Raw genomic sequence first — 25796 nt, 5'->3', positions numbered from 1 at the left:
CCCATCGCCGCGATCAGCGCGCTCAGCCCCATATCGGCCAGCGCCATCGGCTCATAGGCCAGGCTCAGCGAGGCGCCGGTCACCACGAAGTTGGCCAGCATCGGCCACATCATCAGCACCATCGGCCGCTCGGTCCCGCCGACGCGGCGGATGATCACCGCGGCCGTGGCCCCGGTCACCGCCGCCACCAGCGCCGCCAGATGGCCCGCCGACAGCGACTGTGTGCCCGGCCGCAGCACGATCATCACGCCGATCAGACCCAGCGCGACGGCGATCCAGCGGTGCCGCCCCACCTTTTCGCCCAACAGCGGGATCGACAGCACCGTGATCAGCAAGGGCATCGAGAACAGGATCGCATAGACCTGCGCCAGGGGCGTGGTCGAAAACGCATAGAAGCCGCACATGCCGCCGATCACCGCACAGACGGTCCGCAGCGCCACCCAGCCGGGATTGGTCGCCCGCAAGGTGCCCGGATTGGGGTCGCGCAGCAGGATCAGCGTCACCAGCGGGAAAGACAGCAGCGAGGCAAAGAACAGGATCTGCAACGGCGGATAGGTGCCGCCCAGCGTCTTGATCACAACGTCATGGGTCGCATAAATTCCCATTGCCAGCAGCGCCAGCGCGGCGCCGCGCAGGTTGTTCGAAGCCATGATCCCTCCGGGTCGGTGTTGGCGCCAGACCAAGGGGTCGGGGCCGGATTGTCAATCCTGCATTCGTCGTGCAGGCTCGCGACATGAGCGTGTCATTCCTCTCCTTTCTGGGCGGCATCGGCCTGTTCCTGTTCGGGATGGAAACGATGACCGGCGCCCTGCGTGAACTGGGCCGCGACCGCATGCGTCAGTGGCTGGCGCGGCTGACGACCACGCCGCTGCGGGGGGTGGCCACGGGACTTGCCGCAACGGCGGTGGTGCAGTCCTCGACGGCGGTCACAGTGATGACAATCGGGTTTGTCGGCGCCGGAATCCTCAGCTTTGCCCAATCTCTGGGCATTCTGCTGGGGGCCAATATCGGCACGACCGTCACCGGCTGGATCGTGGTCATGCTGGGCTTCAAGCTGAAGCTGGGCCAGATCATGCTGCCGGTGCTGTTCGCGGCCAGCCTGATGATGGTGCTGGGCCGGGGCCGGGGGGTGCGGCTGGGCCGGATGCTGGCGGGCGTGGCGCTGCTGTTTCTGGGGCTGGACATGATGCAGGCCGCCATGGCTGACATCGACGCCGCCCGCTGGCTGGACCGTTTGCCGGGCGATGGTCCGGGCGGCTGGCTGGTGCTGGCCGCGATGGGCATGGTGCTGGTCGCCATCACCCAAAGCTCCAGCGCGGGGGTGGCGATGGCGCTGGTGCTGCTGGGCTCGGGCGCCATCGGCATGACACAGGCGGCGGCGCTGGTGATCGGCATGAATGTCGGCACGACCTTTACCGCCCTGCTGACCGCCATCGGCGGCTCGCGCGAGGTGCGCATGACCGGGCTGGCCAATCTGCTGTTCAATCTGGTGACGGCGGCGCTGGCCCTGCCGCTGCTGGGCCTGCTGGCGCCGCTGCTGATGCGCGCCGATCCGCAGACCGCGCTGGTCCTGTTTCACAGCGCGTTCAATATTCTCGGCGCGCTGGTGTTTCTGCCGCTGATCCGGCCCTTTGCGGCGCTGATCGGCTGGCTGGTCCCCGACCGCAGCCCGGCACTGGCCACGCAGCTGGACCCGAGGCTGCTGTCCGACGCGGCGGCGGCGATGGATGCCGCCGACAGCGTCGCGCGCCGCGCCGCCCGCCAGCAGGCCACGGCCCTTGCCGCCGCCCTGACGCCCGGGCCGGATCTAAGGCCCCTTGCCGCGACCTCGGGCCAGATCCGGCAGGCGCTGACGGCGCTTGCCACATGGCTCGCGCGCATCGGTGTGGCGCGCGATCAGCCCTTGCTGCTGGCGCGCTATCGCAGCCTTTTGCACCGCATCGACCACCTGACCCGGCTTCAGGACCGGCTTGACGATCGTGAAAGCCTCGCCACGGTGCAGGCCCATCCGGCGCTGTGCCGCCCGGCCCGCGCGCTGGCTGCGGCGGCACTGGCGGGCCAGCCCGAACGGCTTGCCCGTCTGGCCGCGCTGACCCGGCGCCGGGCCGCGCGTCTGCGGCAGGCGGCGCTGTCAGGAACGCCGCGCGATCCGGCGCAGATCTATCTCGACAGCGATGCCGCGCGCTGGCTGGCCCGCGTGGCCGACCATCTGGAGGGGCTGGCGCGGCACGCGGCGGCAGGTCATCCCCTGCCGCCGCCGCAATAAATCAGCCCGCAGATTCAGCCCGCAGAATCAGCCCGCAGCCAGCGCGGCCACGATCCGGTCGCCCATCTCGGCGGTGCTGACCGGCGTGCCGCCCTGCGGACCCAGCAGATCGGCGGTGCGCACGCCATCGGCCAGCACCCGCTCGACCGCGGCTTCCAGCGCATCGGCGGCCGCCCCCTCGGCATAGCTATAGCGCAGCGCCATCGCAAAGCTGAGGATGCAGGCGATCGGGTTGGCCTTACCCTGCCCGGCAATGTCGGGGGCGCTGCCATGGACCGGCTCGTACATCGCCTTGGGACGGCCATTGGCCATCGGCGTGCCAAGGCTGGCCGAGGGCAGCATGCCAAGGCTGCCGGTCAGCATCGCCGCCGCATCCGACAGCAGATCGCCGAACAGGTTGTCGGTCAGGATCACATCGAACTGGCCCGGCTGGCGGACCAGCTGCATCAGCCCGTTATCGGCATACATGTGCGACAGCTCGATCTGCGGGTATTCGTTGTCATGCACCCATTGCGTTTCCTCGCGCCACAGGATGCCCGATTCCATCACATTGGCCTTTTCCATCGAACAGACCTTGCCGCGACGCTTGGCGGCCAGCTCGAAGGCGGCGCGCGCGACCCGGCGGATCTCGCCGCTGGTATAGCGCTGGGTGTTGATGCCGACGCGGCCACCCTCATTGTCGGCGTTGTCATCGGCATGGATGCCGCGCGGCTCGCCGAAATAGACGCCGCTGGTCAGTTCGCGCACGATCAGGATGTCCAGACCGACCACGACCTCGCGCTTGAGGCTGCTGAAATCGGCCAGCGCGTCAAAGCATTGCGCCGGGCGCAGGTTCGCAAACAGGTCCATCTCCTTGCGCAGGCGCAGCAGGCCCCGCTCGGGTTTGACGCTGAAATCCAGACTGTCGTATTTCGGCCCGCCCACGGCGCCCAGCAGCACCGCATCCACCGATTGCGCCAGCGCCATCGTCTCATCGGTCAGCGGCGTGCCATGCGCGTCATAGGACGACCCGCCGACCAGCCCGTGGCTGACCTCGAACGCCATGCCCCGGTTCGCGCTGAACCAGTCGATGACCTTGGTGACCTCGGCCATGACTTCGGGGCCGATCCCGTCGCCGGGCAGGATAAGAAGCGAATAGTGATCGGACATGAACCCTCCATTCAGGCGCCGGGCGCGGCGCAGGGCCGGGTTAGACCAAGCGTTGCGCCCCGGTCAAGTTCACGGGCATGTTCACGCCCCTGCTCACGGTGAGTTGCCTTGCACTGACGCGCGCCTGCCGCGACCCTGCGCGCAACGACAGACGCCGCGACCGAACGGGGGGAATGCGATGAAGACCTGGGATGCGATCATGATCGGAACCGTGCTGGCGGGCGCGCTGCTGCTGGCGGGACAGGCGCTGGCGCAGGGCGCCGACGGCGTGCCGGGCGACCGGCTGGTGGTGCCGCTGCCCGATGTCTCGGCCCTGTCCGACGATGAGGCGCGCACCCTGACCCGCGAGCTGGCCGAGGCGAATGTCATCAGCGAGAACTGCCCCGACCATACCGTCAACGATGGCGAATGGCAGCTGCTGAACGGCACCTCGGACGCGCTGACGGCGCAGCTTGGGCTGGACCCGCTGGCCTATGACCGCGAATTCTTCCGCCCGGCCTTCAACCTGCTGGACGACCCCGCCGCCTGCGACACCCGCGGCCCCGGCGTCACCCGGTTGATCCAGCGCCTCGTCGACATGGGGGGCGACACCCGCCCCGACCCGCCCGATCACGCAGAGCCCGAACCCGAACCCGAAACGCCCGCAGAAGCGCCTGCCGAATAGGCATCCACCCCGGAATTGCACATCTTGCAGCTTTCCGTTCCTTGACGCAGCTTGCGTGCCGGGGAACGGAGGACAGCATGCCCGCAATCTCGGCCGGAATCGTCAGCCTCGTGCTGGCCTATGTGCTCAGCCAGTTCTATCGCGCCTTTCTGGCGGTGATGACGCCGGTGCTGCAGGCGGAACTGGGCGCCACGCCCGGCGATCTGGCCCTGTCATCCGGCCTGTGGTTCATCGCCTTCGCCGTCATGCAGATCCCCGTGGGGCAGGCGCTGGACCGCTTTGGCCCCCGCCGCACGGTCGGCTGGATGATGGCGCTTGGCGGCGGCGGCGGCGCGGCCGTCTTCGCGCTGGCCACAGCGCCCGGGCATCTGCACCTGTCGCTGACCCTGCTGGGCATGGGCTGCGCGCCTGCGCTGATGGGGTCCTACTACATCTTTGCCCGCGAATACCCGGCGGCAGCCTTCGGCACGCTGGCAGGCGCGGTGGTGGGCTTTGGCTCACTGGGCAATATCCTCGGCGCCGCGCCGCTGGTCTGGGTGACCCAGGCGATCGGCTGGCGCGCGACCCTGTGGCTGCTGGCGGCGCTGACGCTGGCCGTCGCTTTGATGATCCTGACCTGCGTGCGCGACCCGGCCCGGCTTGGCGCCGACCAGCCCAAAGGCTCACTGGCCGAGATCCTGCGCATCCGCGCGCTGTGGTTCATCCTGCCGCTGTTCACCATCAACTATGCCGCCTCGGGCGCGGTCCGGGGCCTCTGGGCGGCGCCGTGGCTGGAACAGGTCTTTGCCGCCGATGCCCGCACCATCGGCAATGCGACGCTGGCGATGGGGCTGGCCATGGTGGTGGGCAACTTTGCCGTCGGCCCCGCCGCGCGCCTGCTGGGCAGCCTGCGCCGCACCATCCTGATCTTTACCGGCGCCATCATCGTGGTGCTGGCCACCATGTGGCTGGTGCCGCAGCCGGGCCTGCCGCTGGCCGTGGTCCTGCTGGCGCTGGTCGGGTTCTCCGGCGCCGCCTTCCCGCTGCTGATGGCGCATGGAAGGTCCTTTCTGCCCCAACATCTGGTGGGGCGCGGCGTCACCTTCCTCAACATGTTCTCGATCGGCGGCGTGGGCGCCATGCAATTCGCCTCGCGCCCGGTCTATGACGGCGCCAGCGCGGCCTATCCCCCGGCGCAGGCCTTCTCTATGCTGTGGCTGTTCTTCCTGATCCCGCTGGTGATCGGGTACGTGCTGTATTTCCGAACGCCCGAGGCGAAACATGGCTGATCCGCTCGTCATTGCCCCCAATCTGAAACGCCGCCTGTCGGGGGTGACGGCAACCGTGGTGCGGCTGATCCCGGTGCAGGCGCGCATGATCGACATCCGCGCCACCGGCCCCGGCCTGCCGCCCGGCCTGCCCCATATCCCGCTGATGCGCGCCGCCTGCATGCCCCGCGACCGCTGGCGCGTCTGGCACGCAAGGCGCAACACCGAAATGGCGCTGGGGCTGATCCTGCGCCACATCTTGCGCCGCAAATACCGGCTGCTGTTCACCTCGGCCGCCCAGCGCCACCACAAGCCGCTGACCCGCTGGCTGATCCGCCGGCAGGATGCGCTGGTGGCGACCTCGCCGCAGGCCGCCAGCTATCTGGAGCGCCCCGCGCAGGTGATCCTGCACGGCGTCGATACCGACGTCTTTCACCCCGCCCCCGACCGCACGGCCCTGCGCCGCGAGCTGGGGCTGGACCCGGACGCCGTGCTGATCGGCTGCTTTGGCCGGGTCCGCGCGCAAAAGGGCATCGACCTGCTGGTGCAGGCCGGGCTGGCGCTGCTGCCCGCGCGCCCCCGCGTCCAGATCCTGATGACCGGGCGCATCACCGCCGACAATCAGGGCTTTGCCGATGACCTCAAGGCGCAGATCGCCGCCGCTGGCCTGACCGACCGCATCCGCTTTCTGGGGGAACTGCCATGGGATCAGGTCGTGCGCCATTATCAGGCGCTGGACCTGTTCACCGCCCCCGCCCGGTGGGAGGGCTTCGGCCTGACGCCGCTCGAGGCGATGGCCTGCGGCGTCCCCACCGTCGCCGCCCGCGTCGGCGCCTATGAGACCCTGATCCGCGAGGGCCAGACCGGCAGCCTCATCCCCGCAGGCGACAGCACAGCCCTGACGCAGGCACTGGCCCGCTGGCTGGATGACGACGCGGCCCGCGTGGCGGCAGGTCACACAGCCCGCGCCCATGTCGCGCAAAACCACGCCATCGAGGGCGAGGCCCGCGCCCTCGTGCAGATCTACAACGATCTGCTCGCCCGATGAACCGGCTGACCTTCACCGCCGCCCGCCTGCTGCGGTCTGATGCGCCGATTGCCGCCCTGTCGGTGCCGCAACCGGCGCTGCTGGCCGATCTGGCGGGCCGCGATGTGGCGCTGATCGGCAATGCCCGCGCGCTGGCCGGTCAGACCCATGGCCCGGCCATCGACGCCGCCGGTCTGGTGATCCGCATCAACCGCGCGCCGATCCCCGATGCCGCCAGCCATGGCAGCCGCACCGACTGGCTGGCGCTGGCCACCCGCCTGTCTGACGCGGACCGCACCCGCCTGTCACCCGCCCGCATGTTGTGGATGTCGCCCAAGCGCAAGCGGCTGGACTGGCAGACCGCGCGCAGCCCCGGCTTCTACCTGCACCCGCTGACCGATTATCACGCGCTGCGCGACCGGCTGGCCGCGCCGCCCACCACCGGCGCGATGATGATCGAGCTGCTGCTGCGCGCGCCGCTGGCCTCGCTGACGCTCTATGGCTTTGACTTCTTCGCCAGCCTCAGCCTGTCGGGCCGCCGCGCCGCCGCCGACGTGCCCCATGACTTCAACGCCGAGGCCGCATGGGTCGCGGACCTTCTCCGCCACGACCCCCGCCTGCACCTGATCCGCTGACAGGACCTTAACGGACCGCCCGCAAGCGGTGTACGCCCTGTGCACGCCCGGTGCCGCCCCCGTGCACGCCCGGTGAGGCCCGAAACCCAGCATTTGCTGGCCGCACCGCGCCCCCTGCCCGCCCCCTGTTGCGCGACACAGCCGATGCAACGCACGCAGCTGTTGCGGGGTCCGTCCGGGCCAAGACCCTTTCCATACCCCCCCGTTTGCGGTAAACGCCCCCGACCGCAGGAAAAGGAGTTCCCCGGAAATGGGTTACAAAGTCGTCGTCGCAGGCGCCACGGGCAATGTGGGCCGCGAAATGCTGAACATCCTGGCCGAGCGCCAGTTCCCGGTGGACGAGATCGCCGTTCTGGCCTCGCGTCGCAGCCAGGGAACAGAGGTCAGCTTTGGCGACAAGACCCTGAAGATCAAGGATATTGAGCAGTTCGACTGGACCGGATGGGACATGGCGCTGTTCGCCATCGGCTCGGACGCGACCAAGATCCACGCCCCCAAGGCGGCGGCGGCGGGCTGCGTCGTGATCGACAATTCCTCGCTCTATCGCTACGACCCGCAGATCCCGCTGATCGTCCCCGAGGTGAACCCCGAGGCGATCTTTGACTACAAGAACAAGATGATCATCGCCAACCCCAACTGCTCGACCGCGCAGATGGTCGTGGCGCTGAAGCCGCTGCATGACCGCGCCCGCATCAAGCGCGTGGTTGTCTCGACCTATCAATCGGTTAGCGGCGCTGGCAAAGACGGCATGGACGAGCTGTGGGACCAGACCAAGGGCATGTATGTGCCCGGCCAAGAGGTCGCGCCGAACAAGTTCCAGAAGCAGATCGCCTTCAACGTGATTCCCCAGATCGACGTCTTCATGGAAGACGGCTCGACCAAGGAAGAATGGAAGATGGTCGTCGAAACCAAGAAGATCATCGACAAATCCATCAAGGTTTCAGCAACTTGCGTGCGCGTCCCGGTCTTTGTCGGCCATTCGGAATCGATCAATATCGAGTTCGAGGAATTCCTGGACGAGGACGAGGCCCGCGACATCCTGCGCGAGGCCCCCGGCATCCTGGTGATCGACAAGCGCGAGCCCGGCGGCTACATCACGCCGATTGATTGCGTCGGCGATTACGCCACTTTCATCAGCCGCATCCGTCAGGACGGCACGGTCGAAAACGGCCTGAACCTGTGGTGCGTCAGCGACAACCTGCGCAAGGGCGCGGCCCTGAACGCGGTGCAGATCGCGGAACTGCTGGGCAACAAGGTGCTGAAAAAAGGCTGACTTTTCCGGTTATTCAGATCGAAAAGGGGGCGGCGGGTGATCCTGCCGCCCCCTTTTTTGTGGCTCAGATCGCGACCCACCGGGCGCCGCCATCCTCGGCCTGCAACAGCGTGCCCTCGCCGATGTCATTCATCAGCCCGTGGATCGACAGCTGCCCCGATTCCACCGCCGAGCGGACAAAGGGAAAGGTCATCAGGTTCTCGATCGAGACCAGCACCGCCTCGCGTTCCAGCGCGTCGACCTGATCGCCCTCGGGCAGATCCTTCACCCGCTCGTATCCGGGGCGCAGGATGTCCATCCAGCGCCCGACAAAACTGGTCTTGTCCTCCAGTTCCGGCGCCGCGCCCGAACACATCGCATGACACCCGGCCACGCCGCCACAGCGGGTATGGCCCACCACGATCAGATGCGCGACCTTCAGCGCCGCCACCGCATATTCGACCGCAGCCGAGGTGCCGTGCTGCAACCCGTCGGGTGCATAGGGCGGCACCAGATTGGCGATATTGCGGTGAATGAAGAACTCGCCCGAATCCGCACCGAAGATGCTGGTGACATGCACCCGCGAATCGCAGCACGAGATGACCATCGCGCGCGGGCGCTGGCCTTCTGTGGCCAGACGCCGGAACCAGGCGCTGTTCTCGGCATAGGCCGTGGCCTTCCAGCCATGGTATCTTTTGACCAGATATTGGGGCAGAGGAGAGATGTTGTGCATGGCAGACCTCGCGTTCATCAACGCGTGATAGGCTGTGTTTGCGACAAATTCGAGCCTTTTTTGCCGCCGCTCGCAAGGCTTTGTTCATCGCTTGGCCTCATGGTCGCCCAAGGTGTGGGGCCACAAATCCTGGAGGTGCGAATGGCGCATGTGACGGCCTTGGCCGTATCTGAATCTGTCCGCGTGGACACAAGACGCGTGGGCGATATCGTCAGCGAACTGGGCGAAACGGCGGCGCAGACCGTGATCGGGCTGGCGCTGGAACAGCTGGCCGCCGCGCTGACCACCGTGGACGCTGCTGTCCGCGCCGGGGATCTGGCCGCCGTGGTGGCCGATTCCGAACGCATGTCGCGGCTGGCATGGCAGATCGGGCTGCTGTCGCTGGCAGGTGTGGCCATGGATCTGGGCAGTTGCGCCGACCGGCGCGACCCTGCCGCACTGGCTGCGGTCCATACACGGCTGATGCGGGTCGGCAACCGTTCGCTGACCGCGATCTGGGACCGCACCGCGCTGGCCTGATTGCGCGGGCCTGATTGCGCGGGCCTGAGGACGCGATGCAGGAGTTGCAGGCCGGGGGTTGCAGGCCGGGGCCCAGCCTGTAGGTTGGCCCCACCCCGCGAACGGAGCACTTCATGACCCCAGAATTCGCCCCGGCCTCGGCCACCTCCCGCCCTCTGTGGCTGCTCTGGAAAGGACAGGACCTCCCCCCCGAGGCAGGCGACTGGCCCGGCGCCTGCGGCTTTCAGGCCCGCGCGGGCGAGATCTGCCTGCTGCCCGATGGCACAGGCGGGCTGGCCGGCGCGCTGATGGGTCTGGGCGACCGCAACCAGGCCGCCCGCGACCGTTTCGCGCTGGCGCGCGCCCATGCACTGCCCAAGGGCGACTGGCATCTGGCTGCGATGCCCGAGGGGCTGAACCCGGACGAGGCTGCGCTTGGCTGGCTGCTGGGCCAGTACCGCTTTACCCGCTACAAGGGCACCGCCCCCGACGGCCCGCGCCTGTCCTGCCCCGAGGGGGTGGACGCCGCCCGCCAGACCGCCATTGCCAGCGGCGAATTCCTGACCCGCGACCTGATCAACACCCCCGCCAGCGATCTCGGCCCCGACAAGCTGGAGGCCGCCGCCCGCGCCCTGGGCAATGACATTGGCGCGCGGGTCGAGGTGATCTGCGGCAATGCCCTGCTGAAACAGAACTTTCCCCTGATCCACGCGGTCGGCCGCGCCTCGGCGATCGAGCCCCGGCTGATCGACATGCGGCTGGGCGACAGCGGCCCGCTGCTGACCATCGTGGGCAAGGGCGTGTGCTTTGACACGGGCGGGCTGAACCTCAAGCCCGGCGCCTCGATGGGGCTGATGAAGAAAGACATGGGCGGCGCGGCCACAGCACTTGGCCTGTTGCGGATGCTGGCGGGCACCGGGGCCGCGGCGGGAATGCGCATCCGGGTGCTGATCCCGGCGGTGGAAAACAGCGTCGCGGGCAATGCCTTCCGGCCCGGCGACGTGCTGGCCAGCCGCAAGGGGCTGTCGGTCGAGGTGAACAATACCGATGCCGAAGGGCGGCTGGTGCTGGCCGACGCGATGACCTTCGGCGCCGAGGAAAGCCCCGATCTGATGATCAGCCTCGCGACCCTGACGGGTGCTGCGCGGGTGGCGCTTGGGTCCGACCTGCCGCCGTTCTACTGCGACGACGACGCGACCGCGCAGGCGCTGCAACAGGCCGGGATGCAGGTCGCCGACCCGGTCTGGCGGATGCCCTTCTGGGCCCCCTACGAGACGCAGATCGAACCCGCCATCGCGGATCTCGACAACGCCCCATCAGGCGGCATGGCGGGCTCGATCACGGCGGCGCTGTTCCTGCGCCGTTTTGCCGAAGGCGCCGGCCGCTACGCGCATTTCGACATCTATGGCTGGCAACCCACCGCCGCTCCGGGCCGCCCCAAAGGCGGCGTGGGCCAGGGCGCACGGGCAATCCTGTCGGCGCTGCCGCAGATCCTGCCGCGCTGATGGACCGCCGCCTGACGCCTGCCACCGACCGCGTCGCGCTGGACCGCCTGCGCGGCCAGATCGACCGCCCGGCCTTCACCGCGGGCCACCCCGCGCGCCTGTCCGTGCCGCTGGCAGATCTGCGGCGCGCGCCCGAAGGCCCCCGCGACCGGCAACTGAACTTCGGCGCCGGTGTGACCGTGATCGACAGCCACAACAGCACCAGCTTCGTCCAGAGCAATGCCGACGGCTATTGCGGCTGGCTCGACAGCCGCGCGCTGACAACCAGGCTGCCGCCCCTCACCCACCGCGTGACGGCCCCCGCCACCCACATCTACCCCGCCCCCGACATGAAGCAGCCCGAGACAGCATCCCTGTCGATCGGCGCCCGCCTGTCGGTCACGGGAACCGACGCCCGCTTTGCCCGCCTCGCCGACGGCGGCTACGTCCCCCTCCAGCATATCGGCACCGATCCCGCCACCGACCCCGCCGCAGTGGCCGAAACCCTGCTGGGCACACCCTATCTCTGGGGCGGCAACAGCCGCTGGGGCATCGACTGCTCGGGCCTGGTGCAGGCGGCGCTGGCGGCCTGCGACATCCCCTGCCCCGGCGACAGCGACCTGCAGCGCGCAGCCTTCCCCGCCACCGGCAGCATCCGCCGGGGCGATCTGCTGTTCTGGCCCGGTCATGTCGCCATGGCCCTGTCGCCCGACCTGATGATCCACGCCACCGCCTGGCAAATGGCGGTGATCCGCGAACCCATCGCGCAGGCCGTGACCCGGATCACGTCCGCAGGCGAAGGCCCCTTCCTCGGCGCCCACCGCCCCTGACCCTGCTTTGGTCCCGAAATATCCCGGGGGGAGGCGCAGCCGGGGGGCAGCGCCCCCCTACGCCCTCACAGATTGAACACCCGCTCAGGCTGGACCGTGCCGCCCTGATACCGCCCGATACAAACCGGCCCCACCGCGTCCGACACCCAGACCAGCTCACCCCATTCCGCCATGCCGGTCACCTGACCGGGATTGCCGTTGCGGATGCGCACCGCGCCCTCGGGCGTGGCACGCAGCATCGGCAGATCGGTCAGCCCGGTCTCCAGCGGCCTGATCTGTTCCTCCAGCCAGCCCTGCGCCTCGCGATCCACCCGCGCGAATTCGACGCCATCGCCCGCGTCAAACGGCCCCGACCAGGTCCGCCGCAGATGCGCCACATGGCCCAGACAGCCAAGCGCCCGGCCCAGATCCCGCGCGATGGACCGCACGTACCCGCCCTTGCCGCAGACCATTTCCAGCCGCGCCGTTGCCGCATCCGCCTCCAGCAGATGAAGGCTCTCGACCCATAGCGGCCGCGCGGCCAGCTCCATCTCGATGCCTTCGCGGGCCAGATCATAGGCGCGCTCGCCCTCGACCTTGACGGCGGAATAGGCCGGGGGCACCTGCATGATCTCGCCCCGGAAGGCGGCCAGCGCGGCCTCGATGGCAGGACGGTCGGGGCGGGTGTCGGACTGGCGCACGACCTCGCCCGAGGCATCGTCGGTCGTCGTCTCGGCGCCCCAGGTCACGGTGAAATCATAGCATTTCAGCGCATCGGTCACGATCGGCACGGTCTTGGTCGCCTCGCCAAGCGCCACGGCCAGAACGCCGGTCGCATCGGGGTCCAGCGTGCCCGCATGGCCCGCCTTTTTCGCGTCCAGCGCCCAACGCACCTTCGCCACGACCGCAGTCGAGGTCACGCCCGCAGGCTTGTCCACGATCAGCCAGCCATTGATGTCCCGGCCCTTTTTGCGCGCCATGGTGAACCTCCGTTGAATGCAAGGCCGGGGGGATAGCCCCGCCCGGCAGCAGGGTCAACCGTCCTGACCGACCAGCCCGATGATCGGCCCCATGCTGCGCCCGAAATCGGCCCGGTTGACCGAGGGCGCATAGAGCCGCGAGACCGAGCCGTCGAAATACAGCGCATCGCGCACGCCCAGCCCGTCGCGGAAGAACCGCCCGAATTCGTGAAACGTCACCGGACGGTTCGAGATGGCGAACCACGCCCGCTGCCCGTCGGGCGAAACGCCGACACCGTTGCGGATATAGCGGCTGGTCGAATCGACCAGAAAGCGCGGGTGCAATTCGCCGTCGATCACCAGCATCGGTCCCGATTGCGTCGCCAGCCGGCAATCCGGGCGCTGACCCGCAAAACGGCGGCTTTCGACGACGGCAAAGGGCTGCGCCCCGCCGCTGCAAAAGACGCCATTGGGCAGCATGCCGAAATTGCCGTCGCTGCCCCCCGTGATGATGCCCGACAGTTCGACCCCGTCCACGACCAGCAGGCCCACCGGCCGGTAATCGGCGTGAAACATGCCCGCATTCATGGCAAAGCCAAGCGCCTCACCCGGTGCCAGCGTGCGGCGGACATTGTTGAAATTGCGCAAGGGCGCCCCGTCGGCGCCGTCCTGCCACAGCCGCAAGGCGGGCTCTTGCGCGGCCCCGACCTCGCACAGCACATAACCCTGCCCGTCATGGTCGACCCGCTCGCAGACCGCCGCCCCGGCGGGCAAGGCCAGCGCGACCAGCATCCCCAGCGCCACGCCAAGACGGCGCGGCAGATCAGCGGTCATCGCCATCCGCAGGCCCGACACCCTCGGGCGCGCCCTCCTCGGGGCCGTCATCATCCGGCGCCTCGATGTCACGGCGCACGCGCTCATCCGCGAACATGCGACGGGTGTCGTCCATCCGGTCGAAAGTCTCATCCAGCTCGAACTTCAGCTGCGGCGCGTATTTCAGCGTCATGGATTTGGCGACCAGATGGCGCAGCTCGGGCGCGTTGCGGCGCAGGGCGGCCAGCGCCTCTGGGGCGCCCTGCCCGCCGAGGGGCAGGATATAGGCCGTCGCCGCCTTGAGGTCGGTCGCCATGCGCACCTCGCCCACGGTGATCGAGTGCCGGTTCAGATCCGGGTCATGCACATCCCCGCGCAAAAGCACGTCGGACAGCGAACGCCGGATCAGCTCGCCCACACGCAACTGTCGCTGCGAGGGGCCTTTTCCTTGGGAATTACGGTTCTGTGCCATGGCCCTGATGTAGGGGGTCGCGGGCTGCGCCGCAACGGGATATGACACGGCCACAGCCAGCAGGGGTGCGAGATGAGCGATTTTCAGAACAGCGAGATGCCCGACCGTCCGGGCGTGGTGGTGACCGGCGCCTCGGGGCGGATGGGGCAGATGCTGATCCGGCTGATCCTGGACAACCCCGATTTGCGGCTGGTGGGCGCGCTGGTGCGGCCCGGACATGACTGGCTGGGCCGCGATGTGGGTCACGCCATGGGCGGGGCCGAGGCGGGCGTCACCGTCACCGACGACGCCGTGACCGCCATCGCACAGGCGCAGGCGGTGATCGACTTTACCAGCCCCGCCGCCACGCTGGCCTTTGCCGAGCTGGCGGCGCAGGCGCGGGCGGTGCATGTGATCGGCACGACCGGGTTCGAGGCTGCGCAACTGGCCGCGCTGACCGCTGCCGCACGCCATGCGCCCATCATCCGGGCGGGCAACATGAGCCTTGGCGTCAACCTGCTGGTCGGCCTGACCCGCAAGGTCGCCGCAGCCCTTGGCGAAGACTGGGACATCGAGGTGGTCGAGGCGCATCACCGCCACAAGGTCGACGCCCCGTCAGGCACCGCGCTGATGCTGGGCGAGGCCGCCGCCGAGGGGCGGGGCGCCACGCTGGCCGAGCTGCGAGTGCCCGCGCGCGAGGGGATCACCGGCGCCCGCAAACCCGGCAGCATCGGCTTTGCCGCCATTCGCGGCGGCGATGTGGTGGGCGAGCATGATGTGATCTTTGCCGCCGAGGGCGAGCGGATCGTGCTGCGCCATCTGGCCACCGACCGGGCGATCTTTGCGCGCGGCGCCATCCGCGCGGCGATCTGGGGTCAGGACAAGGGGCCGGGCGAATACGACATGCACGACGTGCTGGGTCTCTGAGACGGCCCCCCGGACCAGAGCGCGTCTGGTCCGGGGGTTCGGTTACAGCAGAAAGTCGTTTGCGGTCAGGTCGTGCAGGCCCGCCAGCCGGATGATGGCATCCGCGCGCCCGTCGCCATCCACATCCATCAGGATCTGGGTGATATCGTTCCGGGTGCCGGGACGGTCCAGCTTGCGGAACGACATCTGACCGGCGCCGTCCAGCGCGCCCATGCCGATAAAGTCAAAGCTGTTATTGCCCGCGCGGGTCGTGTCGGCATCAATTTCGCGCAGGTCGATGCGATCCTGACCCTGCTGGAAATCAGTGATCATGTCGGCCCGACCGGCCTCCGGGCTGGTATCGTCAAGCGCGCGGAACACGAAGATGTCGGCGCCGGGGCCGCCCGTCATCCAGTCCAGCCCCTGCCCGCCGACCAGCGTATCGTTGCCCAGCCCGCCCAGCAGCGTGTCATTGCCCGGCCCGCCATTGAGCAGATCGTGGCCCTGATGCCCCTCCAGCCGGTCATCGCCCAGACCGCCGAACAGCGTGTCGGCGCCAAATCCGCCAAACAGCACGTCGTTGCCCTGATTGCCTTCCAGCAGATCATTGCCGGGTCCGCCCAGCAAGGTGTCATGACCCAGCCCGCCGCGCAGGGTGTCATGGCCCAGACCGCCCTCGATATGATCGTGGCCCTGATTGCCCTCCAGCAGGTCATTGCCCGGACGGCCAAGGATGCGGTCATCGCCCATCCCGCCCCGGATCACGTTGTCCTGCGCATTTCCCAGCAGCGTGTCACGGCCCATGCCGCCCTGAATATTCTCGATATTGACGATCACGTCGCGGCCATGGCCGGTGTCCTGCGGCCCGGTGATGGCCAGATCGATCCGCCCCGCACGGGCATTGCCCGCCAGCGACACCCAGTCGCGGCCCGGCCCGCCATCCAGCGTGTCATTGCCGCTGTCCATCAGCAGCCAGTCGTTGCCGTCGCCGCCATACAGCCGGTCATTGCCCGTGCCGCCGCCAAGCGTGTCGTTGCCGCCGAAACCATAGATCGTGTCGTTGCCGTCCATCCCGGAGACACGGTCGTCATAGGCGCTGAGCCTGATATCGTCGTTGCCCGAAAGCGCCTGACGGATCAGCGCCATATCATCGGCACGGTCTCGGGTCCGCATGGCAGCACTTACATCCCGTGCATCAAGGTCGATGCCGGTGATTTCCCACATTTCGTAGCCGAACGAGTTTACCTGCAGGTAGAGCTGAATTCGCCCGCCGGTATAGCTGTCATCACCACCGACTGTGAGGCCCTCACCCGACCATGCGCCGGCGCGCCTCAGGCCATTTTCTGTGAATATCTCGAAAATCGAATCTTCATAGACCGCGTTATTATGAACAAAATATGAGTTATCGCGATGCTGCGTGTCGATGTTGTTGTAATGAAGTATGCTGAAATCAAGGTTCAGCATGTCAAACGGCACAGAGGTTTTTATGCGGGCCATTGAAAAAGCTTTCACAGGATGACGAACAGGCAGGGGCGCCCCCTGCCTGCGCATCTATGAAGTCGCCGCGATTCCCGTCAACGTTAATTCATCGTTAACGCGAGTTTGCCGTCAGAGCGCGGCACCCTCGTCCAGACCCAGCATGATATTGAGGTTCTGCACTGCCGCACCCGAGGCGCCCTTGCCCAGATTGTCCAGCACCGCCACGACCGTCGCGCAGCCCACGGCATCATCGCCATGCACGCTGAGTTGCAGCATGTTGGTGCCGTTCAGCATGGTCGGGTCAAGACGCGCGCCGATCTGATCGGCCCCCACGACGCGGATAAAGCTCTGCCCGTCATAATGCGCGGCCAGCGCCTGATGCAGCGCGTCGGTGCTGCGATTCTCGTCCAGATGCAGCGGCAGTTGCACCGCCATCCCTTGCGCGAAATTCCCGACCGACGGCGCAAAGACCGGGCGGCGGGTCAGGCCGGTCTGGGCCATGATCTCGGGGATGTGCTTGTGGCCCTGCGTCAGGCCATAGATGAAATGCGCGGGCGCCTCGCCTGCCTCGTATTCGCCGACCAGCGCCTTGCCGCCGCCGGTATAGCCGCTGACGGCATTGATCGACAAAGCCTCGTCGGGCCGGACCAGCCCGGCGGCGATCAGCGGCGCCAGAATCGCGATCGAGCCGGTGGAATAGCAGCCGGGATTGCTGACCAGCCGTGCGCTGGCGATCCTCTCGCGCATTTCGGGGGCCAGTTCGGCGAAGCCGTAAACCCAGTCGGGATCGACCCGATGCGCGGTCGAGGCGTCGATCAGGCGCACATTCATGTCGGCGGTCAGGGCCACGGCCTCGCGGGCGGCATCGTCGGGCAGGCACAGGATCGCAACATCGGCCTGCGCAAAGGCCTCGTGCCGGGCGCCGGCCTCCTTGCGGCGGGCGGGGTCGATCTGCACCAGACGGATGTCGTCGCGGCCCAGCAGCCGGTCGCGGATCTGCAGCCCGGTCGTGCCGGCCTCGCCATCAATGAAGACGCTATAGGTCATGTGACCACCCCTGTTGCGAAACGCTGTCTTCGTAGCCCAAAGCGGCGGGCGCCACAACGCTGCACGGGCAGGGTGTCACAGGCTGCACATCTCGGACCGGGTCAGGAACCGCTTTTCGCGCCCGTTATCCAGACTGAACATGCCGCCGCGCCCCGCCACCACGTCGATGATCAGGTCGGTGTGCTTCCATGTCTCGTACTGGCTGGCCGAGATGTAGAACGGCGCGCCGCCGATCTCGCCCAGCTTCACGTCCCGCTCTCCGATGCGGAAATCGCCTTTCGGATAGCACATGGGCGAGGACCCGTCGCAGCAGCCCCCCGACTGATGGAACAGGACCGGGCCGTGATCGGCCACGATCTCGGCGATCAGTTGCAGGGCTTCGGGGGTGGCGGTGACTTTGCTCATCGGGTCAGTCTCCTTTTCAGCAGGCGCATGTCCGGTTTCAGCTCATCCGCCAGACAGCCCTCGGTCACGCCCGGATGGAGATGGCATTCGCGGCAGATCGCGGGCGGGTGGCCCAGCCGGACGGCGACGGTCCCGATCGCGTCGCGGATACGGGTCTGGCGGGCCTTGTCGCTGTCGGCGGCCCTCACTTCGGCCAGCCCCGCGCTTTCGCCGGTGTCTTCGGGGCCGAGGATGTCGCGGTCAGGGGGCATCTGGCGCCCTGGCACAAGGGTTTGATCCCAACGCCAACGCCAACGCCCATGGCCCGCAGCCGGTTGCGCCGGGGCGACCCGCAAGGGGCCGCCCCGGCTGCGATCAGAAAAAGCCCAGCTTCTTGGGGCTGTAGCTGACCAGCATGTTCTTGGTCTGCTGATAGTGGTCCAGCATCATGCGGTGGTTTTCGCGCCCGATGCCCGACTGCTTGTAGCCGCCAAAGGCCGCATGGGCCGGATAGGCGTGATAGCAGTTGGTCCAGACGCGACCGGCCTGAATGGCGCGGCCAAAGCGATAGCAGGTGTTCGCATCGCGCGACCACAGGCCCGCGCCCAGACCGTAAAGCGTGTCATTGGCGATCGACAGCGCCTCGTCATGGTCCTTGAAGGTGGTCACCGAGACGACCGGGCCAAAGATTTCCTCCTGGAAGACCCGCATCTTGTTGTGGCCCTTGAAGACCGTCGGCTTGATGTAATAGCCGCCCGACAGCTCGCCGCCGTGGTCGGCCGCCTCGCCGCCGATCAGGATCTCGGCACCCTCTTTCCGACCGATGTCGAAATAGGACAGGATCTTTTCCTTCTGCTCGCTGCTGGCCTGCGCCCCGATCATCGTCGCCGAATCGCGCGGATCGCCCTGCACGATGGCCTCGACGCGTTTCAGCGCACGTTCCATGAACTGGTCATAGATCTTTTCATGGATCAGGGCGCGCGACGGGCAGGTGCAGACCTCGCCCTGATTGAGCGCGAACATCACGAAACCCTCGATCGCCTTGTCGAAGAAATCGTCATCCTCGCGGCAGACATCCTCCATGAAGATGTTGGGCGACTTGCCGCCCAGTTCCAGCGTCACCGGGATCAGGTTCTCGGCGGCGTATTGCATGATCAGGCGCCCGGTCGTCGTCTCGCCGGTAAAGGCGATCTTGGCGATGCGCGGGTTGCTGGCCAGCGGCTTGCCCGCCTCAAGGCCAAAGCCGTTCACGATGTTCAGCACGCCCGGCGGCAGCAGATCGGCGATCAGATCCATGAACACCATGATGCTGGCCGGGGTCTGTTCCGCCGGTTTCAGCACCACGCAGTTGCCCGCAGCCAGCGCGGGCGCCAGTTTCCACACGGCCATCAGCAGCGGGAAATTCCACGGGATGATCTGACCCACCACGCCAAGCGGTTCGTGGAAGTGATAGGCGATGGTGTCGTTGTCGATCTCGCTGATGCCGCCCTCTTGTGCGCGCAGCACGCCCGCGAAGTAACGGAAGTGATCGACGGCCAGCGGCAGGTCGGCGGCCATCGTCTCGCGGATCGGCTTGCCGTTGTCCCAAGTCTCGGCGGTGGCCAGCAGTTCGAGATTGGCCTCCATCCGGTCGGCGATCTTCAGCAGCACGTTCGAGCGTTCGGTGGTCGAGGCCCGGCCCCAGGCGCCCTTGGCGGCATGGGCCGCGTCCAGCGCTGCCTCGATGTCAGCCGCGTCCGAGCGGGCGATTTCGCCAATATCGCCGCCGGTGATCGGCGTCGTGTTGGTGAAGTAGCGGCCCGATTTAGGCGCCGTCCATTTGCCGCCGATAAAGTTGTCATAGCGGCTGGCAAAGGGCATGACGCCCACGCCCTTGAACTCATGTGTCTGGTCGTTCGGCATGGTGTTCCTCCTCTGGAATGTCCCCCGGATCTCCCCATCCGCGGGTCTGACAATCACTGTGCAGCCGGGCCGATTCGACACAATCGGGCATCTGCGCCGCAGCGCAGAAGCTGTCTCAGGGCTGAGACAGTCTGCTGTCCTTGTCGCCGATCCCCAGCCGCGACATGCGCCGATACAGCGTCGCCCGCCCGATCCCCAGCGCCCGTGCCGCCTGACTGACATTGCCCCCGGCCCGCGCAAGCGCGCGCATCACGGCGGCGCGTTCGGCGCGGTCAAAGCCGGACAGATCATCCTGACGGCCCAGCAGATCGGCGGCAGGGCGCGGGCGCAGCGCGCCTTCGCGTTCCAGCCCCAGCGCGCGGCGGGCGGCACGTGTGGCGCCGATGGCCAGATCATCCTTGTCCACCGCCAGCAGCACCGCCTGATCGGCCATGTCCGAGGGCGCAACCACGATCCGGGCCTGCGGAAAACTGGCGCGGAAGTACATGGCCTCGATCGCCTTCGCGGTCTGCGCGACCTGCGCCGCGATCAGGCGGTTGAAACGCTCGGTCTGGTCGGCCCGCGCGCTGCTGATGTCCAAAGCGGCGGCAAGGCGGCCGTCGGGGCCCCAGATCGGCGCATCCATACAGGACATGGCGGTGTTGCGCGTGTGAAAATGTTCGTCGCGGTGGATCGTGACCTGCCGCCCCTCGGCCAGACAGGTGCCGATGCCATTGGTGCCCTGCGCGGCCTCGGACCAGTCGGCGCCGGTCCACAGGCCCCATTCCCGGAACTGGGCGGCATCGCCGTCCGAGACGCGCTGATCCAGCGCAATCCCCTGCGCATCGGTCAGCAGCACATTGCAGCCCGACAGGCAGACCAGATTGTAAAGCTGGTCCAGCTGCGGGGCGGCGACATCCAGAAACATCTGCATGTCGCGGCGGCGTGCCGCGATCTCGCTGTCGGACAGGCGGTCGGGGCGGCGGTGGTCGCCGGGGTCCAGACCGTGTTTCAGCATCGACCGCCGCCAGGATGCGGTCAGCGCCGAGGTCGCGGATTTGGACTGCGACTGCTCGGCCACAAGATCTGCGTGGCTGCGCTGTGTCATGGCTTCCCCCCACAGCCAAGGTTAGCGCAGTTTTGCCCCGACGCAATTCACGACTTTGGTGGCAGGGCGGATCTTAGCGGACCGGGCCCTGAGGCTTGATGACCCCTTCGTCGATGCCGTCGCCCCCGGCCTGCTGCGGCGCAGGCATCCCGCCCATGCTGCCCGAGGGCGCAATGCGGCGCGGCTGATAGGGCGGCAGCTTGACCCCGTCACGATAGAGCAGCGACTTGCCGTCATGGAACAGATGCAGCGCCTGCGGGTCGGCGGTCAGCCGCACGCGGCGCCCGTTCAGGCGCGGGTGAATGCCCGGCAGCTTGGCGATGATCGGCACGGTGTCGGCCTTGGTGCCGAAATAAAGCAGCGTCACCTCGCCCAATGCTTCGGTCAGATCGACCTCGCCCTCGAACAGACCGCCGTCCTGTGCCTCGATCATATCCTCGGGGCGGACGCCCAGATTGACCACCATGCCTTCGTCGCCGGGGCGGGTGGGGATGGCCACCTCGGCCTGAAGCCCGCTGTCCAGCGCCACCACGGTCGTCTCGCCTGCGGTCTTCACGCGACCGGGCAGCAGGTTCATCGCCGGGCTGCCGATGAACTGGGCCACGAATTCGTTGACAGGGCGTTCATACAGTTCCAGCGGCGCGCCGACCTGCGCGATGCCGCCACCCGCCAGCACCACGATGCGGTCGGCCAGGGTCATCGCCTCGGTCTGGTCATGGGTGACATAGACCATGGTGCGGTCGGGCATCGACGCCTTGAGCTGCGCGATCTCGATCCGGGTGGCCACCCGCAAGGCGGCGTCGAGGTTCGACAGCGGCTCGTCGAACAGATAGACCTTGGGGTCGCGCACGATGGCGCGTCCGATGGCCACGCGCTGACGCTGGCCGCCCGACAGGGCCTTGGGCAGACGGTCCAGATAGGGCGTCAGCTGCAGCATCCGGCCCGCACGGTCGGTCGCCTCGCGGATCTGATCGCGGGACTGGCCCGCGATCTTCAGCGCAAAGGCCATGTTGTCGCGCACGTTCATGTGCGGATAAAGCGCGTAGGACTGAAACACCATCGCGATGCCGCGCTGGCTGGGCGGGATGTCGTTGACCACCTGCCCGTCGATCTGCAGCTCACCGCCGCTGATCTGTTCCAGCCCCGCGATCATCCGCAGCAGGGTCGATTTACCGCAGCCCGAAGGACCGACGAACACGACAAACTCGCCCGACGTGATGTCGAGATTGATGTCACTCAGAACCTGAACGTCGCCATAGGCCTTGGCGATGCCCGTCAGTTTTAGTTCGGCCATGCAGTTATCCCCCCTTAACCCTCGATGATCTGAACCTGCCACGGCTGCAAGCCGCCCACCTCGTCATCGGACAGGTTGGCGCGGATCAGCAGGCTCTGTGTATTGTCCGAGCGGCGGAAGGACAGAACGGGTCCGTCCGACCGCATCTCGGTCATGGTGCCACCCCGCAGCGCGCTGTGCTTGCGGCGCAGCCCGATGGCCCAACGATAATGGTGCAGCATCGACTGCGCGTCGGCCTCCTGGCTGACGACGGTGCGTTGCAGATGGGTGTGCGGCACCGGCAGCCACGGCTGACTGGTCGAAAAGCCGCCATTGACGCCCATATCCCAGACCATCGGCGTCCGGCAGCCGTCGCGGCCCTTGAATTCGGGCCAGAATTCGATGCCGTAAGGATCGCGCAGATCCTCGAATTTCAGCTCTGCCTCGGGCAGGCCCAGTTCCTCGCCCTGATACAGACAGACCGAGCCGCGCAGGCACATCAGCACCGTCGCATAGGCCTTGGCGGCGGGGTCGGTCAGGTTCCAGCGGCTGATATGGCGCACGACGTCATGGTTCGACATCGCCCAGCAGGGCCATGAGTTGGGCGCGATCTGATGCAGACGGTCGAACACGCCGACCACGGCGCCCGCTTGCAGGTCATCGCCCGACAGGAAGTCGAACACATATGACATCTGCACCCGGCCCGGCACGCCGGTATATTCCTCCAGCAATTCCAGCCCGCGTTCGCTGTCGCCGATCTCACCGACGACGACAGCACCGAACGGCTCGATCACCTGGCGGAAGCGTTCCAGAAAGGCCAGATTTTCGGGCTGCGATTTGCTGTATTTGTGGCTCTGGTGGTTATAGGGGTTCACGGCGGGCGCGGTATCGGCGCGGCGCAACTCCTTGGCCAAGGGCGGGTTGTCGCGCAGCTGTGCGTCGTGGAAATAGAAGTTGATCGTGTCCAGCCGGAAGCCGTCAACGCCCTTTTCCAGCCAGAATTTCGCAACCTCCAGCAGCGCCGTCTGCACCGCCGGATTGTGGAAATTCAGGTCCGGCTGCGAGTTGAGGAAGTTGTGCAGGTAATACTGCTCGCGCCGCGCGTCCCATTGCCACGCGGACCCGCCAAAGATCGACAGCCAGTTGTTCGGCGGCGTGCCGTCCGGTTTCGGATCGGCCCAGACATACCAGTCGGCCTTGGCATTGTCGCGGCTGAGGCGGCTTTCCTTGAACCACGGATGCTGGTCCGAGGTGTGCGACAGCACCAGATCAATCAGCACCTTCAGCCCCTGATCATGGGCGCTTTCGATCAGCCAGTCGAAATCCTCGGGCGTCCCGAAGATCGGGTCGATGCCGCAGTAATCGCTGACATCATAGCCGAAATCCTTCATCGGAGAGGTGAAGAAGGGCGAGATCCAGACCGCATCCACCCCAAGCGAGGCGACATAGGGCAGCCTCTGGGCAATGCCGCCCAGATCGCCGGTGCCGCTGCCCGTCGTGTCCTGAAAGCTGCGCGGGTAGATCTGATAGATCACCCCGCCCTTCCACCAATCCATCGTCTTTTCAGTCAATTCATCCACCTTTCACGGAACCGGCCAGCAATCCGCGGACCAGGTATTTCTGCATGGCAAAGAACACCAGCAGGGGCACGGCTATCGAGATAAAGGCCGAGGTTGCAAGGATCTCCCATTCACCTCCGCGCGATCCCATCAGCTCGCGCAGCAGGCCGGTCATCACCAGTTGCTCGCGTGTGTTGCCCAGAAAGACCGTCGCGACCAGCAGGTCGTTCCAGACCCACAGGAACTGAAAGATCGCGAAACTGGCAAGTGCCGGGAAAGACAGCGGCAGGATGATGCGGCGAAAGATCTGGAACTCGGTCGCGCCATCGACACGGGCGCTTTCGATCACCTCGCGCGGCAGGCCGACCATGTAGTTGCGCAGCAGATAGATCGCCAGCGGCAGGCCGAACCCGGTATGCGCCAGCCAGATCCCCAGATAGCCCTTGCCGATGCCCAGATCGTTGTGCAGCCGCAAAAGCGGGATCAGCGCCACCTGCAAGGGCACCACCAGCAGGCCGACCACGGCGGCGGTCAGCAGCGCGCGGCCCGGAAACTGCATCCATGCCAGCGCATAGGCCGCAAATGCCGCGATCAGGATCGGGATCACCGTGGCCGGGATCGTCACCGTCATCGTGTTCATGAAGGCCCGGCCCAGCCCGCCCGCCGTCAGCACGCGGTTGTAATTGTCGGTGGTAAAGCTGGGCGGCGACAGGGTGGTGGTAAAGATCCGCTCGCCCCGCGTCATCTCGAAGGGTTGGGCCGAGGTGATCTGATAGGTGCCGTCCTCGGCCACGGTCAGAGAAGCACCGTCCCCCAGATCGGCCACCTCGCCCGGCTGGTATTGCGCCGGGTTGCGGGGGCCGGTGCCCCAGCTGGTCAGCTTCTGCGTGCCCTGCAACGCGCTGCCCTCGATCACATACAGCCCGTCGCGTTCGATCTGATCGCCTGCGGTCCCCGAACGCACAAAGCCGGTCTGTTCCGACCCCGAAAACGACTGCCACCACCCCGAGGTCGAGATCTGGTCGCGGTCCCGGAACGAGGACACGAACAGGCCAAGCGTGGGGATCGTCCACAGCAGCACCAGCAGGAAGGCGGCGATATTGACCGCCCAGGTCAGCGAGGATTTCTGTCCGGCCATGCCTTCCATCAGCGCACCTCCTTGCGGGCGTTGTAGATGTTCCAGACCATGATCGGCGTCACCAGCAGCATCAGCACGATGGCGATGGCGGACCCGCGCCCGGTGTCATTGGCGCGGAAGGACCAGTCATACATGTAGTTGGCCAGAACCTGCGTGCCCCACTGGCCGTTGGTCATCACGAACACGATGTCAAAGACCTTCAGCACGACGATGGTGATGGTGGTCCAGACGACGGCGATCGTGCCCATGATCTGCGGCACCTTGATCTTGAAGAACACCTGCAGCGGGCTGGCACCGTCCAGAATTGCGGCCTCGATGGTTTCCTCGGGGATGCCGCGCAGGGCGGCGGACAGGATCACCATGGCAAACCCGGTCTGGATCCAGACCAGCACGATCATCAGCAGAAAGCTGTTCCAGCCCGGCAGGGTCAACCAGATCTGCGGCTGACCGCCCAGCTGCGTCACGATCCAGTTCAACAGCCCGATCTGCGTTTCCCCGGATGCGCGGTATTCGTAGATGAATTTCCAGATCACGCCCGCGCCGACAAAGCTGATGGCCATCGGCATGAAGATCAGCGATTTGCCGATATTGCCCCATTTCAGCCGGTCGGTCAGCTGGGCGGCCAGCAGGCCGAACACGGTGGACAGCGCCGGCACGACCAGCAGCCACATCATGTTGTTGAACAGCGATTCGCGGAATTTCGCGTCACTCGCCAACCAGCTGTAATTGTCGGCGCCGACAAAGCGCGCGCCATTCGCGCTGAGCAGGGATCGCCAGAAGCTGTCGATCACCGGATAGACCAGATACATCGACAGAAACAGGATCGCCGGGCCCAGAAACAGCCACGGCCTGATCTGGTTCGCACGCCGGATATTGTCGCCCGCCTTCGGGCCACGCGCCGGATAGATCCGGTCCAGCACCCAGTTCGAGCCCCAGAACCATGCCACGCACCCAAAGACGCCAATGACGATCGTGCTGATCGCCAGCCAGAAAAGCTCCATCCCTCAACCCCGCTAACTGTCCGTTACCCCTGC

General features: G+C 66.9%; 26 protein-coding genes. 10 read left to right on the top strand and 16 right to left on the bottom strand.

Translation table 11 applies throughout. The annotated features are described in order from the left end of the window. The coding region (locus ACK41U_RS08670) for a DMT family transporter (RefSeq protein ID WP_409678452.1) at positions 1-650 on the bottom strand (650 nt) is incomplete at its 3' end. A gap of 83 nt (positions 651-733) precedes the next feature. Here ACK41U_RS08670 and ACK41U_RS08665 point away from each other — a divergent pair. Then, positions 734-2266: a Na/Pi cotransporter family protein gene (locus ACK41U_RS08665; RefSeq protein ID WP_409678449.1), complete on the top strand. Its 1533-nt coding sequence runs from the start codon at positions 734-736 to the stop codon at positions 2264-2266. Positions 2267-2293: 27 nt separating this feature from the next. On the opposite strand, the gene leuB is transcribed toward ACK41U_RS08665, so the two are convergent. Continuing rightward, on the bottom strand, positions 2294-3415 hold the full coding sequence (gene leuB / locus ACK41U_RS08660; RefSeq protein WP_409678446.1) for a 3-isopropylmalate dehydrogenase: 1122 nt from the start codon (positions 3413-3415) through the stop codon (positions 2294-2296). A gap of 178 nt (positions 3416-3593) precedes the next feature. Here leuB and ACK41U_RS08655 point away from each other — a divergent pair, with 178 nt between their 5' ends. The 5 genes from ACK41U_RS08655 (at position 3594) to ACK41U_RS08635 (ending at position 8261) form a co-directional block, all read left to right on the top strand. Further along, entirely contained in the window at positions 3594-4079 is a 486-nt protein-coding gene (locus tag ACK41U_RS08655; RefSeq protein WP_409678443.1) for a hypothetical protein, read from the top strand. 77 nt (positions 4080-4156) lie between these two features. After that, positions 4157-5347 carry an MFS transporter gene (locus tag ACK41U_RS08650; protein WP_409678441.1) on the top strand — a complete coding sequence of 397 codons (1191 nt, stop codon included), beginning with the start codon at positions 4157-4159 and terminating at the stop codon, positions 5345-5347. Then, positions 5340-6374: a glycosyltransferase family 4 protein gene (locus tag ACK41U_RS08645; protein WP_409678439.1), complete on the top strand. Its 1035-nt coding sequence runs from the start codon at positions 5340-5342 to the stop codon at positions 6372-6374. Before ACK41U_RS08650 ends, ACK41U_RS08645 begins: the two co-directional genes overlap by 8 nt. After that, positions 6371-6988, top strand: a complete 618-nt coding sequence (locus tag ACK41U_RS08640; protein ID WP_409678436.1) for a glycosyltransferase family 29 protein — start codon at positions 6371-6373, stop codon at positions 6986-6988. The genes ACK41U_RS08645 and ACK41U_RS08640 overlap by 4 nt, the downstream gene beginning before the upstream one ends. A 250-nt stretch (positions 6989-7238) precedes the next feature. Next, positions 7239-8261, top strand: a complete 1023-nt coding sequence (locus tag ACK41U_RS08635) for an aspartate-semialdehyde dehydrogenase (protein ID WP_409678433.1) — start codon at positions 7239-7241, stop codon at positions 8259-8261. A gap of 64 nt (positions 8262-8325) precedes the next feature. Here ACK41U_RS08635 and ACK41U_RS08630 read toward each other — a convergent pair whose 3' ends face one another. Continuing rightward, the gene (locus tag ACK41U_RS08630) at positions 8326-8973 is read right to left on the bottom strand and encodes a carbonic anhydrase (protein WP_409678430.1); all 648 of its coding nucleotides are present in this window, start codon (positions 8971-8973) and stop codon (positions 8326-8328) included. Between the two features lie 141 nt (positions 8974-9114). On the opposite strand from ACK41U_RS08630, the gene ACK41U_RS08625 reads away from it, so the two are divergent. The 3 genes from ACK41U_RS08625 to ACK41U_RS08615 all read left to right on the top strand — a co-directional run bounded on the left by ACK41U_RS08625 (position 9115) and on the right by ACK41U_RS08615 (position 11785). Next, the gene (locus ACK41U_RS08625; protein WP_409678428.1) at positions 9115-9492 is read left to right on the top strand and encodes a hypothetical protein; all 378 of its coding nucleotides are present in this window, start codon (positions 9115-9117) and stop codon (positions 9490-9492) included. A gap of 113 nt (positions 9493-9605) precedes the next feature. After that, a complete protein-coding gene (locus ACK41U_RS08620; protein ID WP_409678425.1) occupies positions 9606-10976 on the top strand; it encodes a leucyl aminopeptidase family protein in 1371 nt (456 codons plus the stop codon). Then, positions 10976-11785, top strand: a complete 810-nt coding sequence (locus tag ACK41U_RS08615) for an NlpC/P60 family protein (RefSeq protein ID WP_409678422.1) — start codon at positions 10976-10978, stop codon at positions 11783-11785. Before ACK41U_RS08620 ends, ACK41U_RS08615 begins: the two co-directional genes overlap by 1 nt. Positions 11786-11850: 65 nt before the next feature. Here ACK41U_RS08615 and truB read toward each other — a convergent pair whose 3' ends face one another. The 3 genes from truB to rbfA are packed head-to-tail and all read right to left on the bottom strand — an operon-like array spanning position 11851 to position 14008. Further along, on the bottom strand, positions 11851-12744 hold the full coding sequence (truB, locus tag ACK41U_RS08610) for a tRNA pseudouridine(55) synthase TruB (RefSeq protein WP_409678419.1): 894 nt from the start codon (positions 12742-12744) through the stop codon (positions 11851-11853). Positions 12745-12798: 54 nt separating this feature from the next. Continuing rightward, a complete protein-coding gene (locus tag ACK41U_RS08605; RefSeq protein WP_409678416.1) occupies positions 12799-13557 on the bottom strand; it encodes a phosphodiester glycosidase family protein in 759 nt (252 codons plus the stop codon). Beyond that, positions 13547-14008, bottom strand: a complete 462-nt coding sequence (rbfA, locus tag ACK41U_RS08600) for a 30S ribosome-binding factor RbfA (RefSeq protein ID WP_409678414.1) — start codon at positions 14006-14008, stop codon at positions 13547-13549. Before rbfA ends, ACK41U_RS08605 begins: the two co-directional genes overlap by 11 nt. A gap of 96 nt (positions 14009-14104) precedes the next feature. On the opposite strand from rbfA, the gene dapB reads away from it, so the two are divergent. After that, positions 14105-14914 (top strand): 4-hydroxy-tetrahydrodipicolinate reductase, encoded by an 810-nt coding sequence (dapB, locus tag ACK41U_RS08595; RefSeq protein WP_409678465.1) that lies wholly within the window; start codon positions 14105-14107, stop codon positions 14912-14914. A gap of 42 nt (positions 14915-14956) precedes the next feature. Here dapB and ACK41U_RS08590 read toward each other — a convergent pair whose 3' ends face one another. From ACK41U_RS08590 to ACK41U_RS08545, 10 genes are all read right to left on the bottom strand, one after another. Beyond that, entirely contained in the window at positions 14957-16066 is a 1110-nt protein-coding gene (locus ACK41U_RS08590) for a calcium-binding protein (RefSeq protein WP_409678411.1), read from the bottom strand. A 435-nt stretch (positions 16067-16501) separates the two neighbouring features. Continuing rightward, on the bottom strand, positions 16502-17419 hold the full coding sequence (gene argC, locus ACK41U_RS08585; protein WP_409678408.1) for an N-acetyl-gamma-glutamyl-phosphate reductase: 918 nt from the start codon (positions 17417-17419) through the stop codon (positions 16502-16504). Positions 17420-17494: 75 nt separating this feature from the next. Beyond that, positions 17495-17824 (bottom strand): DUF779 domain-containing protein, encoded by a 330-nt coding sequence (locus tag ACK41U_RS08580; RefSeq protein ID WP_409678405.1) that lies wholly within the window; start codon positions 17822-17824, stop codon positions 17495-17497. Further along, entirely contained in the window at positions 17821-18075 is a 255-nt protein-coding gene (locus tag ACK41U_RS08575) for a hypothetical protein (protein ID WP_409678403.1), read from the bottom strand. The genes ACK41U_RS08580 and ACK41U_RS08575 overlap by 4 nt, the downstream gene beginning before the upstream one ends. Positions 18076-18178: 103 nt before the next feature. Next, a complete protein-coding gene (gene adh, locus ACK41U_RS08570; RefSeq protein ID WP_409678400.1) occupies positions 18179-19705 on the bottom strand; it encodes an aldehyde dehydrogenase in 1527 nt (508 codons plus the stop codon). Between the two features lie 115 nt (positions 19706-19820). Beyond that, a complete protein-coding gene (locus ACK41U_RS08565; RefSeq protein ID WP_409678397.1) occupies positions 19821-20792 on the bottom strand; it encodes a helix-turn-helix domain-containing protein in 972 nt (323 codons plus the stop codon). Between the two features lie 73 nt (positions 20793-20865). Next, positions 20866-22086 (bottom strand): ABC transporter ATP-binding protein, encoded by a 1221-nt coding sequence (locus tag ACK41U_RS08560; RefSeq protein WP_409678394.1) that lies wholly within the window; start codon positions 22084-22086, stop codon positions 20866-20868. 14 nt (positions 22087-22100) lie between these two features. Further along, positions 22101-23621, bottom strand: a complete 1521-nt coding sequence (locus ACK41U_RS08555; RefSeq protein WP_409678463.1) for an alpha-amylase family glycosyl hydrolase — start codon at positions 23619-23621, stop codon at positions 22101-22103. Between the two features lie 16 nt (positions 23622-23637). Then, positions 23638-24771 (bottom strand): carbohydrate ABC transporter permease, encoded by a 1134-nt coding sequence (locus ACK41U_RS08550; protein WP_409678391.1) that lies wholly within the window; start codon positions 24769-24771, stop codon positions 23638-23640. Beyond that, entirely contained in the window at positions 24771-25763 is a 993-nt protein-coding gene (locus ACK41U_RS08545) for a carbohydrate ABC transporter permease (RefSeq protein ID WP_409678388.1), read from the bottom strand. Before ACK41U_RS08545 ends, ACK41U_RS08550 begins: the two co-directional genes overlap by 1 nt. Between the last annotated feature and the right edge of the window lie 33 nt (positions 25764-25796).

This window comes from Paracoccus sp. (in: a-proteobacteria), assembly GCF_046289755.1.
Classification (GTDB): Bacteria; Pseudomonadota; Alphaproteobacteria; order Rhodobacterales; family Rhodobacteraceae; genus Paracoccus.
Note: the sequence above shows the minus strand (reverse complement) of the source record. Positions and strands in the feature narration are given on the sequence as shown.